Origin of the sequence: Mycobacterium sp. 852002-10029_SCH5224772 (genome assembly GCF_001667315.1) — a bacterium.
Lineage (GTDB): Bacteria > Actinomycetota > Actinomycetes > Mycobacteriales > Mycobacteriaceae > Mycobacterium.
The window spans coordinates 20,639-32,975 of the sequence record NZ_LZHT01000072.1; the positions used below are offsets into that span (position 1 = coordinate 20,639).

Sequence of the window (12,337 nt, forward strand, 5' to 3'; positions counted from 1 at the left end):
GCGTGGCCTTAACCGGCCCGCCTAAGCTCGTGATTCATGCGGGCCGTGCTAATCGTCAACCCCACAGCCACTTCCACCACCCCGGCCGGTCGCGATCTGCTGGCCCATGCACTCAAAAGCCGTTTGCAGCTCACCGTCGAACACACCAACCACCGCGGGCACGGCAGCGAACTCGCGCAGAAGGCCGTCGCCGACGGCGCCGACCTGGTGGTCGTCCACGGCGGCGACGGGACGGTAAGCGGCGTGGTCAACGGCCTGCTCGGTCGGCCCGGAACGCTTCCGAGCGGCCCGGTGCCGGCGGTGGCCGTGGTGCCCGGCGGTTCGGCGAATGTGCTGGCGCGATCACTGGGCATCTCCCCGGATCCGGTCGCGGCCACCAATCAGCTCATCCAGTTGCTCGACGACTATCAGCGGCACGGCACGTGGCGCCGGATCGGCCTCATCGACTGCGGCGAGCGGTGGGCCGTGTTCAACACCGGCATGGGCGTCGACGCCGAGGTGGTGGCCGCGGTGGAGGCCGAACGGAACAAGGGCGGCGAGGTCACCGCGTGGCGCTACATCCGCGCGGCGGTGCCGGCCGTGTGGGCCTACACCCGCCGCGAACCGATGCTCACACTCGAACTTCCCGGGCGCGAACCCATCACCGGGGTGAGCTTTGCGTTCGTGTCGAACTCCAGCCCCTGGACGTTCGCCAACGAGCGGCCGGTGTGGACCAATCCCGGCTGCAGCTTCGAGTCGGGGCTGGGGGTGTTCGCGCCGACCAACCTCAAGACGATCCCCACCCTGCGGATCGTCCGGCAGATGTTCGCAAAACGGCCCACGTTCAACTTCAAGCACCTCGTCACCGAGGACGACCTGCCCTGCGTGCGAGTTACCTCGACCGGAGGCGCCGTCGCCTGCCAGTTCGACGGGGATTACCTCGGCGTGCGCGAAACCATGACATTCAAAGCCGTCCCCGACGCGTTGGCGGTGGCCGCCCCGCCCCAGCAAAAACGCCGCTGAACACCGGCAACGCGCGATGTGTGGCGCACGCAACAAAAATGCTGCACGGGAGTGGCCCCGGAGTGTAGTACAACGGAGTAAGGGCTTGACGACGAGATGATCAAAGTGAGATAGCCCACGAGCGAACTCACACTATTGACATCTGTTGAGCCTGTGAAACGATCAAAAGGTTGCATGCAGAAATCACGTAGGGGTGCGGCCCCTTTTCTTCTGCACGCGTTTAACAGCCGGAGAAAATAGCCGTGCGCCTTGCTGCGCACTCAGTAAGGAGTAAGACGTATGGATTGGCGCCACAAGGCGGTCTGTCGTGACGAAGACCCGGAGCTGTTCTTCCCGGTGGGGAACAGTGGTCCGGCGCTCGCGCAGATCGCTGACGCGAAACTGGTCTGTAATCGGTGTTCGGTGACCACAGAGTGCCTCGGTTGGGCCCTGAACACGGGCCAGGACTCGGGCGTCTGGGGCGGCATGAGCGAAGACGAGCGGCGTGCGCTGAAGCGTCGCAACGCCCGGACGAAAGCCCGCAGCGGGGTTTAACCCAGATAAGCAAATCGGTGCGGCCTCGACGATTGTCGGGGCCGCACTCTTGCGTCTATGCATAGGCCTCCTGCCTACAGCAGCATTCGGGTCCGTCGACCGATCGGGACGCGCAGCACCACGTCGGTGCCGCGGCCGCCCGCCCGGCGCATGCCCAGGGTGCCGTCCAGCTCGGCCGAGACCAGGGTGCGCACGATCTGCAGTCCGAGGCTGTCGGAGGTCTCCAGGCTGAACCCTTCCGGCAGCCCGCGGCCGTCGTCGTGCACCACGACGTCGAGCCAGCGCGCGGAGCGCTCGGCGCGGATCGTCACCGAGCCCTCCTCGACCGCGGGGTCGAAGGCGTGCTCGATGGCGTTTTGCACCAGTTCGGTGATCACCATGATCAGGGCCGTGGCCCGGTCGGAGTCCAGCACGCCCAGGTCGCCGACCCGGTTGATCCGGATCGGCTGGTCCACCGAGGCCACGTCGTTCATGATCGGCAGGATCCGGTCGATGACCTCGTCGAGGTTGACCTGCTCGTCCACCGACATCGACAGGGCGTCGTGGACCAGTGCGATCGACGACACCCGGCGCACCGATTCGATGAGGGCCTCCCGTCCCTCGGCGTTGACCGTGCGGCGGGCCTGCAGCCGCAACAGCGCCGCGACGGTCTGCAGGTTGTTCTTCACCCGGTGGTGGATTTCGCGGATGGTGGCGTCCTTGGAGATCAGGGCCCGGTCGCGGCGCTTCACCTCGGTGACGTCGCGGATCAGCACCGCCGCACCGGCGCTGGCACCGTCGACCACCAGCGGCAGCGTGCGCAGCAGCACGGTGGCTCCCCCGGCGTCGACCTCCATGCGCATGCTGCGCCCGCCGGCCACCAGATCGCGCACGTGCTCGGCCACTTCCTGCGCCTCGAACGGATCCGAAATCAGCGGCCGGGTGACCTCGATGAGGTTGTGGCCCTCCAGGTCGGCGGTCAGGCCCATGCGGTGGTAGGCCGACAGCGCGTTGGGGCTGGCATAGTCCACAACACCTTTGACGTCGAGCCGGATGAACCCGTCGCCGACCCGAGGGGTGGAGCGGGACATCACCACGTCCCCCGCGTCGGGAAAGGTCCCGTCCGCGAGCATGTGGACCAGGTCGCCGGCGCACTGCCGGTAGGCGATCTCCAGCCGGCCCGATGCGCGGTCGGCGGCCTCCGCGGTCTGATGGTGGGTGAGTACGGCCACCACCTGGCCGCCGTACCGCACCGGGGACGCCTCGACGTGGGTGCCCGGCAGCCACGAATTTTCTTGGCCCGCAACGTCATCCCGCTTCGCGATGCCCGACGCGAAGGTCTCGGCGACGAGGCCCAACTCCTCCGAGGCGACGGCGGTGGCCACCGCGTCGGTCTGCAGCACCGTGGGCGCAGTGTTGGGCCGGCACTGCGCCACGCACACCAGCACGCCGTCGTCGCGGCGCACCCACATCAGGTAGTCGGCGAACGACAGGTCGGCCAGCAGCTGCCACTCTCCGACCACCGCGTGCAGATGGTCGACGGCGCTGCCCGGCAGCATGGTGTGTTCGGCGAGCAGATCACCGAGAGTTGACATCGCTTACTCCCCGGGTCGTTCCCCGGCGGCTGGTCGAAGGGGCCTGATCGGCTAGCTGATCACCGCGATGAGGTCGCCTGCCTGAATGACGTCGCCCACCGACACGCTCACCTTGCTGACGGTGCCGCCGACCTCGGCAAGGACGGGGATCTCCATTTTCATCGACTCCAGCAGCACCACGATGTCGCCCTTGCCGATCTGGTCACCCTCGTTCACAACGACTTCGAGCACGCTGGCCACGATCTCGGCGCGCACATCCTCGGCCATCTTCACCCCACTCGTTTCGGCCTCTGCGCAGGCTGGCTGCTGGTTCATCGCTGGTTGCTGGTCCATCAACGTTCTATCAAGCTCGCCTACATCGAACCACAGGGCCCGTCGGGACCGCGGCACCAGGGCGAAGACACTGCGTGCGGCGTCTCGTGAGAGACTGGACGACAAGCCAACCGGCGCCCGGCGCTCGGTTTGACAGCAATCAACGGAGGTTCGACCCATGGCCAAACGAGGCCGTAAGAAGCGCGACCGCAAGCACAGCAAGGCCAACCACGGCAAGCGGCCCAACGCCTGAGGGACGCTACTGCGTACGCCGGATGATGGTGGTGCGCCGGATCTCGAGCCGTAGCCGCTCGCGCAGGCCCTCCGGGGCCCGCTCGCCTTTGCATTTGGTGGCGATCAATGCCTTAATCCGCTCTTCGAGCCCGTAGTGCTTGAAGCAGCCGGGGCACGCCTCGAGATGCTGGCGCAGTTGTTCGCGGGTGTCCGGGCCGCATTCACCGTCGAGCAGCAGCCAGACCTGGCGGATGACCTCCGCGCAGCCGACGCTGCCGTGCGACTCGTCGTTGGGGCAGGCATCCGGAGAAGCACCGCCCTGACCGGCGAACTCGCTCATGACGACACCTCCTCGTGCGTCTGCTGACCGCGGTTGAAGCCCCGCTCCTTGGCAACGTCGGCCAACAGGCCACGCAGCTGCCGTCGGCCGCGGTGCAGCCGTGACATTACCGTTCCGATGGGCGTATCCATGATTTCGGCGATTTCCTTGTACGGAAAACCCTCGACATCGGCGTAATAGACCGCCATCCGAAATTCTTCCGGCAAAGCTTGCAGCGCGTCTTTGATCTCGGAGTCCGGCAGCGACTCCAGCGCCTCCACCTCGGCCGAGCGCAGCCCGGTGGAGGAATGCTCGGCATTGGCGGCCAGCTGCCAGTCGGTGATTTCCTCGGTCGGGTACACCGCCGGCTGGCGCTGCTTCTTGCGGTAGGTGTTGATGTAGGTGTTGGTCAAGATCCGGTACAGCCACGCCTTGAGATTGGTGCCGGCCCGGAACGAACGGAAGCCGGCGTAAGCCTTCACCATCGTCTCTTGCAGCAAATCTTCGGCGTCGGCGGGATTTCGCGTCATGCGCAGCGCACCGCCGTAAAGCTGGTCCAGCAGGGGAATCGCGTCTCGCTCGAAACGCGCCGTCAGCTCCGCGTCCGTCTCTTCGGGCGCCGCGGGCTCGGTGATCTCCGGTCCTGCCGCGCCATCTCGGCCATCTAGAGAGTCGGCCATGTCGATTAACCCGGTCCCTTCTGCTGCGGTGTCACCGGAAAGCACTGAAAGCACCACCGGCCTCGCAAGGACGCCAGCCAACCGCTCCTCGCCTAACAGGCTCGTCGCCGTTGACACCACGCTGCTCCTCCCAATCTAAAGGCTCACCCTGACACTGTCTGCCCGGGTGTGACCCACCGCATCGAAACCAATTGGATCAACCCCGCGCGCGATCCGGCTATTTCCGGGGCGAAATTCCGCAGTCCTATCGGTCCCGGATTCCCGATGCAGACCCCGAGCGGGTCGATTCCACCGTGGCGTTAGTGTGACGCCATGTCCCTGAATGGCAAGACCATGTTCATCTCCGGCGCCAGTCGCGGCATCGGCCTGGCGATCGCCAAGCGCGCCGCACAGGACGGCGCCAACATCGCCCTGATCGCCAAGACCGCCGAGCCGCATCCGAAGCTGCCCGGAACGGTGTTCACCGCGGCCAAGGAACTCGAGGAGGCCGGCGGGCAGGCCCTGCCGATCGTCGGCGACGTCCGCGACCCCGATTCGGTCGAGGCAGCCGTGGCGAAGACCGTCGAGCAGTTCGGCGGCATCGACATCTGTGTCAACAACGCATCGGCGATCAACCTGGGTTCCATCACCGAGGTGCCGATGAAGCGGTTCGATCTGATGAACGGCATCCAGGTGCGGGGCACGTATGCGGTGTCGCAGGCCTGCATCCCGCATCTGAAGGGACGGGAGAATCCGCACATCCTGACGCTGTCGCCGCCGGTGCTGCTCGGCGACGAATGGTTGAAGCCGACCGCGTACATGATGGCCAAGTTCGGCATGACGTTGTGCGCGTTGGGCATCGCCCAAGAAATGCGGGACGAGGGCATCGCGTCGAACACGCTGTGGCCGCGCACGCTGGTGGCGACGGCCGCGGTGCAGAACCTGCTCGGCGGTGAGGAGGCGATGGGCCGCGCCCGCAAGCCCGAGGTGTACTCCGACGCCGCCTACGTCGTGCTGAACAAGCCGTCCAAGGAGTACACCGGCAACATGCTGCTGTGCGAGGACGTGCTGGTGGAATCCGGCGTCAAAGACCTCTCGGCCTACGACTGCATCCCCGGCTCCAAGCTGGGCGTGGATTTCTGGGTCGACGGCGTCAACCCTCCTGGGTACACGGGGCCTTAGCCCCCGATCGAAACGGCTCGAGGTTGGCCGCCACCCCCGGCATCGCCGCATTGGTGAAAGCCGGTGTGCCGCATCAGGTCTTGCACTTCGACACGGTCACCGATTTGTCCGAGTCGCCCGACATCGCGGCCGAACAGGTTTTCAAGACGTTGATCGTCGCGCTGCCCGGCGAGCTGGCCGTCGCGATCGTGCCGGTGCCGTCGCGGTTGTCGCTGAAGGCGGTCGCCGCGGCGCTGGGTGTGGCCAAGGCGGCCTCCCAAACCAAACTGGCCGAGCCCGCCGCCGCGCAGCGGGCCACCGGCTATGTGGTGGGCGGCATTTCGCCGTTCGGCCAGCGCAAGCGGCTGCGCACGGTGCTGGACAGCTCCGCGTTGCGCTGGGATCGGGTGCTGTGCAGCGCCGGCAAGCGGCATTACGACGTCGCGGTGGCGCCGCACGACCTGATCCGGCTCACCGGCGCGATCACCGCCGACATCAGTCGAACGTGACGACGACCTTGTCCGCGGCGCCCGGGGTTTGCGCCAGCTCGAGCGCCTCGCCGACGCTGCCGAACGGGATGGTGTGGCTGACGATCAGCGCGTATTTCTCCCAGTTCGCCACCAGATCGTGGGTCACCTCGAAGATTTCGTCGGGGTAGCCCATGCTTCCGACGAGGGTGATCTCGTTGCTCATCACGTTGATCAGGTCGACGGACACCGGCTCCTTGTGGACGCCGACGATACCCACGGTGGCGCCCTTTTGCGCGGCCGCCAGCGCGGTGTTGACGACGGCGGGCACACCGGCCGCGTCCAGATAGATGTTCGTGCCGGCCCTCCCGGGGAACATGGAATCGCCTTCGCCGTGCAGCTCGATCAGGCGCGCCACCACGTCCTCGTCGGCGGAGTTGATCACGGCGTCGGCGCCGATCTGCAGCGCCTTGTCCAGGCGGCCGGCAAGCAGATCCACGACGACAACATGGCTCACGCCAAGGGATTTGAACGCCAGGGTGGCGCCCAGCCCGATCGGCCCGGCGCCGAACACGACGACCTTGTCGGTTGGTTTGGGTCGGCACCGGTTGGCGCCGTGACGCGCGACGGCCATCGGCTCGTTGAGCGCGGCCACCTGCCATGGGATGTGGTCTGGAATGACCTCGAGACTCGTTCCGCGGACCGCGTTTTCGATGAGCAGGTAGTCGGCGAGGGCTCCGCTGGGTCCGCCGTTGCCGATGATGCCGCTGGGCGCGGCCATGGGGTTGATGACGACGTGGTCGCCGACGGCCAGGCCACTCACCTGCGCACCGACTTCGGCGATTTCCCCGGCGGGCTCGTGTCCGAGCGGTGTGCGTCCCTGCCGCGGGGGTAGGCCGCCGATGGTGATGTAGAAGGCGTCCGAACCGCAGATGCCGCAGGCGCGCATCCGCACCAGCACGTCGTGGGGGCCCACGGTGGGACGCTCGGCGTCGAGCACTTCGGCTTTACCCGGGCCGGTGACGACGGATGTTTTCACGGCGCGCCCTCCAGTTCGATGTCGAAGGTATCGAGATACTCGGCGAATATCGGCTCGAGCGCTTCGACGGTCAGGCCGTATTCGTCGAGGCGATACGCGTTGAGTGCGAACCGGTCCTGCGGATGCTCGGTGAGCCAATTACGCATGCGCGCTTCGGTTTCAGCGGTCAGCGGTTCGTCGGACCACTCGTAGATGCGTCGCATGACGCCCATCGGGTCGCGCATCATCTCGTGGTAATACATGTGAAAGAAGCGCTCGTCGCCGATGCGGTCGCGGACCCGCAGCGGCCGCTGGACGTGGTAGCGCAGCTGCCACATCGCGAGCCGCCCCATGTCGGCCTGATCGATCAGTTCGGTGTTCATCACCAGGCTCTGCGGCAGCCGCCACAGGTTGCACAGCGAACCGGTCGCCTTGTACGGATCGCGGTGCGCCCAGATGAGCCGGGCGTCGGGGAACACCGCGAGCAACGCCTCGATGTGCACCGAATGCGAGGGCATCTTCAGGCTCCAATTACCCGGGGCGGTGGACTGCAGGACCTGCAGGTAGCGCTTCTGGTACTCGTAGGTGCTGCTCATGTCGGTCTCATCGAACAGCCACCGCGCGTAGCGATCCGTCGGCAAAAACGAGTCCCAGGACAGGCCTTTGAAGTCCTGGTTGTGAATGAACATGTCCTCGGTCGGGCCGTCGGCGTCTTCCCAGTGCGGCAGCGGCATTTTCGCCTGCGTGACCAGCTCGAGGATCTTGCGCTGTTCCTCGAGCAGGGCCAGGCAGCGCGGGTCGGTGCGCAGCGCCTCGGTGGGAGCCGGCGGGATCGGGTGCACGCACTGCCAGTGCAGCAACGATCGCCGGGCGGGGTCCTGGTCGAGCAGGTAGCTGATGACGGTGGTTCCGGTGCGGGGCATGCCGAGCACGATGAGTGGCCGTTCGACGGGCGTGTCGAGCACTTCGGGGTGTGCCGTGATGTAGTCGTGGACCTGCATGCGCCGCCCCAGCGCGTTGGTGGCGTCGTCGAGGACACGTTCCCGGCCGAACGGCGTGAACACCGGAGAGCTGTTGAGTTCGTCGAGCATGATGGCCAGGCCGTCTCGCCAAGAGTCGGAATCGATTTCGCTCAGGCCGGTGCGCTGTGCGGCCAGCTTGAAGACGTCGTCGGTGGTCGAGACGCTGTCGAAGTTCTTGGGGTCGCTCATTTCTCAGACCGTCAGGTATCCGCCGTCGACGGCGATCGTGGTGCCGGTGATGTACGACGCGGCGTCGGTGCACAGGAATAGCGCCGCACCGGCGCAGTCCTGCGGGGTGCCAGGCCGTCCGAGCGGGGTGTGGAAGCCGATCTCGACGTCCATCACTTCGGGAATCCCCATGGCGGGGTGGGTCATTCGTGTGTCGATAAGCCCGGGTGCGATGGCGTTGACCCGGATCCCGTCGTCGGCCCATCGGCGGGAGAGGTTCATCGTCAGGGCGATCAGGCCCATCTTGGACGAGGCGTAGCCGGGGACGAAGACCGCCGAGCGAAAGGCCGACATCGACACGATGCTGACGACGCTCGCGCCGCCGGGGACCTGGCTGGCCTTGAGGCGTTCGTGGCAGCGCATGGTCAGCCGCATGGGGCCGAGCATGTTTTGCGTCACCGACGCGACGTAGCCGTCCGGGTCGTATTCGTCGCCCGCGGGATAGGGCCCGCCCGCGTTGTTGACCAAGATGTCCAATTCACCCAGCGAATCAGCCAGGGAATCAACGGATTCGGGGTCTTGGATCTGACACTGTCGGTAGGTGTAGGCGCCCAGATTCGCCTCGGGATAGTCCGCAGGCGCCCCGCGGGTGCCGGTCACCGTGACCGCGGCCCCCGCGCCGGCGAAGGCGGCGGCGATGGCGTTGCCGATGCCGCTGGTCCCGCCGGTCACCAGCACGTGGGCGCCGGTGAAATCGAAGTTGACGGTGTTCATGCCGTTCCTTTCGCGGTCCTCAATTCGTTGATCGACTTGGTGAGCCAGGCTTTTTCCCAGAAGTTCTCGGTGTCGGCCAGCAGCGCTTCGTGGGCGTCGGCAGCGACCGCGCGTGCCGCCGCGTGCAACGGCTGGGCCGCGAGGACCAGGTCGGTCAGATGCACGGCCTGCACCGGCCGCCCGGCCGTTAGGTGCGCACGGGCCGCGTCCACCAGCGCGTCCGCGCCCGCCGCGCTCACCACGTCGGTAGCAACGGAATCCGGTGCAACCCCGTATAACTCGGTGGTGGAGCGATGCCGGAACCATCCGGTGTACATCTCCCAGATGGCACGCACATTCCACGAGGTCTTGCCGTACCCCTCGCCGATGTCGAGGTGCTCAGGCACCGTGACCTCGCGCATCGCGGTATGGACATCGGCACCGGAATTCATCAGCTCGGCCGTGCGGTCGTGCACGGCCTGCATGGCGTCGCGCATCGCGGTGACTTCCTCCGCGATGCGATCGGCGCCCTCGATGGGGTCGAAGTGGCCCGTGATCAACCGCTCCGGTCCGTATTTCAGCACGGTGTTCAATGACTCGATGTAGAGAATCGGATCGCGATACCGATCGCCGCGGATGGTCATCAGGTTCGGCACGTGGCCGAACAGCGGTCCGAACAGGTTGCCGCTGAACAGTATTCGATCCTGCGGTAGCCACACCACCAGCGCGTCGGTGGTCTCGCCACCCGGCGTCCACGCCAGCTCGAAGGCCCGTCCGCCGACGGTGATGCTGTGACGCTGGTCGAACGTCGTCGTCGGCTCGGGAAACGAGAAGTCGATGGTCGCGGGGTCGATGGTCTTGAAGTGCTCGAGCACCGCGTCGGAGAACTTCTGGAAGGCGAACGACGTCTTGGGGACCCGATAGCCCATCAGCAGCGTGTTGTCGTCGCGCCAATACCGGTAGTTGCGGTGCATCACCACTTGGGTTTCCGAGGCGCCCTGCTCGCGCAGCGAGTTCACCCCGCCCCAATGGTCGGCATGCCCCTGGGTGACGACGATGGCCCGCGTCGGGCCGGACACGTCGGCAAAAGCCTTGCGGTGCAACGGTCCTTCGAAGACCAGCCCGCTGTTGACAATGACTCGCCCCTCATCGGTGGCCACCGCATAGGCGTTGGAGACGCCCGGTGACATCCAGACGCCGTGGCCCAGGTCCAGCGCGGGCGTGTCCGTCGCCGCCGACAGGTCGCCTGCCCCGGGGCGCTCCCGATGAATCCCAGCCATGATTGGCGATCCTCTACAGTTCTAGAGGTAAAGTCAATATCCATGGGAATGCAGGGTCTGTGCGACAAGGTGGCGGTCGTGGTCGGCGGCGCCACGGGCATCGGTGCGGCGACGGCCGCCCGTCTGGCCGGGGAAGGCTGCCGGGTGGTCATCGGCGACGTCGCCGTCGACGCAGCGCAGCAAGCGACCGAACGCCTCGCCGCCGCCGGCGGCACGGCGACCCACGTGGGCTTCGACCTGGCGGATCCCGCGTCGGTCGCCGGGCTGATCAACACCGCCGCAACGACTTTCGGCGGGGTAGACCTCTTGTTCAACGTGGGCGCCGACATGAGCACCATTCGGGCCGACACCGACGTGGTGGACATCGATTTCGACGTCTGGGACCGGGTGATGGCGGTGAACCTGCGCGGGTATGTGGCCGCGATGAAGTACGCCATCCCGAAAATGCTGGACCGCGGCGGCGGGGCGATCGTCAACATGTCGTCGGCGGCGGCGTTCCAGGGTGAACCCGCGCGCCCGGCCTATGCCACCGCGAAAGCCGGCATCGGCGCGCTCACCCGGCACGTCGCGTCGCGGTGGGGCAAGGACAACATCCGTTGCAACGCGGTCGCGCCTGGGTTCACCGCGACCGAGACCATCCGCTCGGTGCAGCAGTGGCCGGACCTGGAGGCCGGCGCGCTCAAGCGCATTCGCGGACCGCGCGTCGGCGAGCCCGGTGACATCGCGGCGCTGGTCGCCTTCCTGCTGTCCGACGAGGGCGAGTGGATCAATGGTCAGGTCGTCAACATCGACGGCGGCACCGTCCTTCGGTGACCCATGGCAGCGGGCACGAGATCACGCAAACGCGACGGTGACGAACGCCGCCGCGACCTGTGCGACGCGGCGATCCGGGTGCTGGCCGAGCACGGATCGCGCGGGCTGACCCACGGGCAGGTCGACCGGTGCGCCGGCGTCCCCGAGGGCACCACGTCGTACTACTACCGGACCCGCGCGGCCCTGCTGCGTGGTGTCGGCAAGCGCGTGGCCGAGATCGACGTGAGCAATCTGCAGTCGGTGATCGACGAGCCGGTCGACCCGGTTTCACCGTTCGCGCACCTGGCCCGGCTCACCATGATGCAGGCCAACGGGCCCGGGCTGATGCTGAACCGCGCGCGCCACGAACTGCTGCTGGGCACCGCGCGCGATCCCGATCTGGCCGAGACGTCGCAGGTTTTCGTCGCCCGGATCAACACGATGGCCCGCGACGCCATCGCCCACCTACAGCCGGACATCCGCGACCCCGAACTGCTCGCCGCACAGACCACCGCCGTCACGACGTTCATCGCCGGCATCTTCACCCGGTTGGCCGCCGGCGACCGCTCCGTCGGCGACGCCGAGCAACTCACCCGCCTGCTGGAGGCGGTGGCCACGGCCGTTGCGCTTGCGGCTCAGGAACGTTGAGCGCGCCGCGCGGCAGCCCCGCGGCACCTACCGTTAGCGCTGTGCGTGTCAGGATGCCGGCCCGGGCGTGAAGGCGACGAAGCCGGGAAACTGGAACAACTTCTGGTGCGTTCCCGATCGTGCGGCGGCCGGAAACTGGCGGTTGTTAATGCTCGGTAACTGATTTTGCGCGAGCGGTTTCGCCCGTGCTGCCGGTCGTCCCACCTCACGCGGGTCCGATTACGGATATCGAAAACGCATAGCGAAATCCCTTGTGTCACTGTGGTTTCAGCGGTCACAATGCGGGGTCTTTTGTCGGTGGGTGTCGATAGTTTCGCGGTATGAGTTCCACTGGTCTGCCCGATGTCGACGCGGTGTTCGACGCGCTCGATGCCGAGGTGGACCGTGCCTGCGC

At 66.7% G+C, this 12,337-nt stretch carries 15 protein-coding genes; 7 read left to right on the forward strand and 8 right to left on the reverse strand.

Annotation, left to right across the window (positions count from 1 at the left end; genetic code table 11):
* Positions 1 to 36: 36 nt before the first annotated feature.
* Entirely contained in the window at positions 37 to 1,002 is a 966-nt protein-coding gene (locus A5775_RS11975) for a diacylglycerol kinase family protein (RefSeq protein WP_067252230.1), read from the forward strand.
* A gap of 279 nt (positions 1,003 to 1,281) precedes the next feature.
* Complete coding sequence (gene whiB1 / locus A5775_RS11980; RefSeq protein WP_036467351.1) at positions 1,282 to 1,536, forward strand: transcriptional regulator WhiB1; 255 nt, start codon at positions 1,282 to 1,284, stop codon at positions 1,534 to 1,536.
* A gap of 74 nt (positions 1,537 to 1,610) precedes the next feature.
* On the opposite strand, the gene A5775_RS11985 is transcribed toward whiB1, so the two are convergent.
* Positions 1,611 to 3,110: a sensor histidine kinase gene (locus A5775_RS11985; RefSeq protein ID WP_067252232.1), complete on the reverse strand. Its 1,500-nt coding sequence runs from the start codon at positions 3,108 to 3,110 to the stop codon at positions 1,611 to 1,613.
* Positions 3,111 to 3,161: 51 nt separating this feature from the next.
* Complete coding sequence (locus tag A5775_RS11990; protein WP_007773063.1) at positions 3,162 to 3,377, reverse strand: biotin/lipoyl-binding carrier protein; 216 nt, start codon at positions 3,375 to 3,377, stop codon at positions 3,162 to 3,164.
* Between the two features lie 223 nt (positions 3,378 to 3,600).
* Between A5775_RS11990 and A5775_RS26240 the strand changes: the two genes are divergently transcribed.
* Positions 3,601 to 3,675 carry a 50S ribosomal protein bL37 gene (locus A5775_RS26240; protein WP_011728008.1) on the forward strand — a complete coding sequence of 25 codons (75 nt, stop codon included), beginning with the start codon at positions 3,601 to 3,603 and terminating at the stop codon, positions 3,673 to 3,675.
* Positions 3,676 to 3,681: 6 nt separating this feature from the next.
* Here the strand turns inward: A5775_RS26240 and rsrA are convergent, their stop codons facing one another.
* Positions 3,682 to 3,996 (reverse strand): mycothiol system anti-sigma-R factor, encoded by a 315-nt coding sequence (gene rsrA / locus A5775_RS11995; protein ID WP_067252234.1) that lies wholly within the window; start codon positions 3,994 to 3,996, stop codon positions 3,682 to 3,684.
* On the reverse strand, positions 3,993 to 4,655 hold the full coding sequence (locus tag A5775_RS12000) for a sigma-70 family RNA polymerase sigma factor (protein WP_067252236.1): 663 nt from the start codon (positions 4,653 to 4,655) through the stop codon (positions 3,993 to 3,995). Before A5775_RS12000 ends, rsrA begins: the two co-directional genes overlap by 4 nt.
* A 312-nt stretch (positions 4,656 to 4,967) precedes the next feature.
* On the opposite strand from A5775_RS12000, the gene A5775_RS12005 reads away from it, so the two are divergent.
* Together A5775_RS12005 and A5775_RS12010 are read left to right on the forward strand one after the other, a co-directional pair.
* Positions 4,968 to 5,816 carry an NAD(P)-dependent oxidoreductase gene (locus A5775_RS12005; RefSeq protein ID WP_067252238.1) on the forward strand — a complete coding sequence of 283 codons (849 nt, stop codon included), beginning with the start codon at positions 4,968 to 4,970 and terminating at the stop codon, positions 5,814 to 5,816.
* Positions 5,817 to 5,839: 23 nt separating this feature from the next.
* Positions 5,840 to 6,304: a YbaK/EbsC family protein gene (locus A5775_RS12010; protein WP_067252241.1), complete on the forward strand. Its 465-nt coding sequence runs from the start codon at positions 5,840 to 5,842 to the stop codon at positions 6,302 to 6,304.
* On the opposite strand, the gene A5775_RS12015 is transcribed toward A5775_RS12010, so the two are convergent.
* The 4 genes from A5775_RS12015 to A5775_RS12030 are packed head-to-tail and all read right to left on the reverse strand — an operon-like array spanning position 6,291 to position 10,503.
* The gene (locus A5775_RS12015; protein WP_067252243.1) at positions 6,291 to 7,301 is read right to left on the reverse strand and encodes a zinc-binding dehydrogenase; all 1,011 of its coding nucleotides are present in this window, start codon (positions 7,299 to 7,301) and stop codon (positions 6,291 to 6,293) included. The two genes, A5775_RS12010 and A5775_RS12015, sit on opposite strands and share 14 nt — an antisense overlap.
* Positions 7,298 to 8,491 (reverse strand): sulfotransferase, encoded by a 1,194-nt coding sequence (locus A5775_RS12020; protein ID WP_067252246.1) that lies wholly within the window; start codon positions 8,489 to 8,491, stop codon positions 7,298 to 7,300. The genes A5775_RS12015 and A5775_RS12020 overlap by 4 nt, the downstream gene beginning before the upstream one ends.
* Before the next feature lie 3 nt (positions 8,492 to 8,494).
* Positions 8,495 to 9,244 carry an SDR family NAD(P)-dependent oxidoreductase gene (locus A5775_RS12025; protein WP_067252249.1) on the reverse strand — a complete coding sequence of 250 codons (750 nt, stop codon included), beginning with the start codon at positions 9,242 to 9,244 and terminating at the stop codon, positions 8,495 to 8,497.
* The gene (locus tag A5775_RS12030) at positions 9,241 to 10,503 is read right to left on the reverse strand and encodes an alkyl sulfatase dimerization domain-containing protein (RefSeq protein ID WP_067252251.1); all 1,263 of its coding nucleotides are present in this window, start codon (positions 10,501 to 10,503) and stop codon (positions 9,241 to 9,243) included. The genes A5775_RS12025 and A5775_RS12030 overlap by 4 nt, the downstream gene beginning before the upstream one ends.
* 42 nt (positions 10,504 to 10,545) lie before the next feature.
* Here A5775_RS12030 and A5775_RS12035 point away from each other — a divergent pair, with 42 nt between their 5' ends.
* Together A5775_RS12035 and A5775_RS12040 are read left to right on the forward strand one after the other, a co-directional pair.
* On the forward strand, positions 10,546 to 11,316 hold the full coding sequence (locus A5775_RS12035; RefSeq protein ID WP_067252253.1) for an SDR family NAD(P)-dependent oxidoreductase: 771 nt from the start codon (positions 10,546 to 10,548) through the stop codon (positions 11,314 to 11,316).
* A gap of 3 nt (positions 11,317 to 11,319) precedes the next feature.
* The gene (locus tag A5775_RS12040) at positions 11,320 to 11,943 is read left to right on the forward strand and encodes a TetR/AcrR family transcriptional regulator (RefSeq protein WP_067252255.1); all 624 of its coding nucleotides are present in this window, start codon (positions 11,320 to 11,322) and stop codon (positions 11,941 to 11,943) included.
* Positions 11,944 to 12,337 lie beyond the last annotated feature (394 nt).

What these genes read in the sequence shown, in the direction of transcription:
- A5775_RS11975 (WP_067252230.1), top strand. Translation starts at nt 37, where the DNA reads ATGCGGGCCGTGCTAATCGTCAACCCCACAGCCACTTCCACCACCCCG.
- whiB1 (WP_036467351.1), top strand. Translation starts at nt 1,282, where the DNA reads ATGGATTGGCGCCACAAGGCGGTCTGTCGTGACGAAGACCCGGAGCTG.
- A5775_RS11985 (WP_067252232.1), bottom strand. Translation starts at nt 3,110, where the DNA reads ATGTCAACTCTCGGTGATCTGCTCGCCGAACACACCATGCTGCCGGGC.
- A5775_RS11990 (WP_007773063.1), bottom strand. Translation starts at nt 3,377, where the DNA reads ATGGCCGAGGATGTGCGCGCCGAGATCGTGGCCAGCGTGCTCGAAGTC.
- rsrA (WP_067252234.1), bottom strand. Translation starts at nt 3,996, where the DNA reads ATGAGCGAGTTCGCCGGTCAGGGCGGTGCTTCTCCGGATGCCTGCCCC.
- A5775_RS12000 (WP_067252236.1), bottom strand. Translation starts at nt 4,655, where the DNA reads ATGGCCGACTCTCTAGATGGCCGAGATGGCGCGGCAGGACCGGAGATC.
- A5775_RS12005 (WP_067252238.1), top strand. Translation starts at nt 4,968, where the DNA reads ATGTCCCTGAATGGCAAGACCATGTTCATCTCCGGCGCCAGTCGCGGC.
- A5775_RS12020 (WP_067252246.1), bottom strand. Translation starts at nt 8,491, where the DNA reads ATGAGCGACCCCAAGAACTTCGACAGCGTCTCGACCACCGACGACGTC.
- A5775_RS12025 (WP_067252249.1), bottom strand. Translation starts at nt 9,244, where the DNA reads ATGAACACCGTCAACTTCGATTTCACCGGCGCCCACGTGCTGGTGACC.
- A5775_RS12030 (WP_067252251.1), bottom strand. Translation starts at nt 10,503, where the DNA reads ATGGCTGGGATTCATCGGGAGCGCCCCGGGGCAGGCGACCTGTCGGCG.
- A5775_RS12035 (WP_067252253.1), top strand. Translation starts at nt 10,546, where the DNA reads ATGGGAATGCAGGGTCTGTGCGACAAGGTGGCGGTCGTGGTCGGCGGC.
- A5775_RS12040 (WP_067252255.1), top strand. Translation starts at nt 11,320, where the DNA reads ATGGCAGCGGGCACGAGATCACGCAAACGCGACGGTGACGAACGCCGC.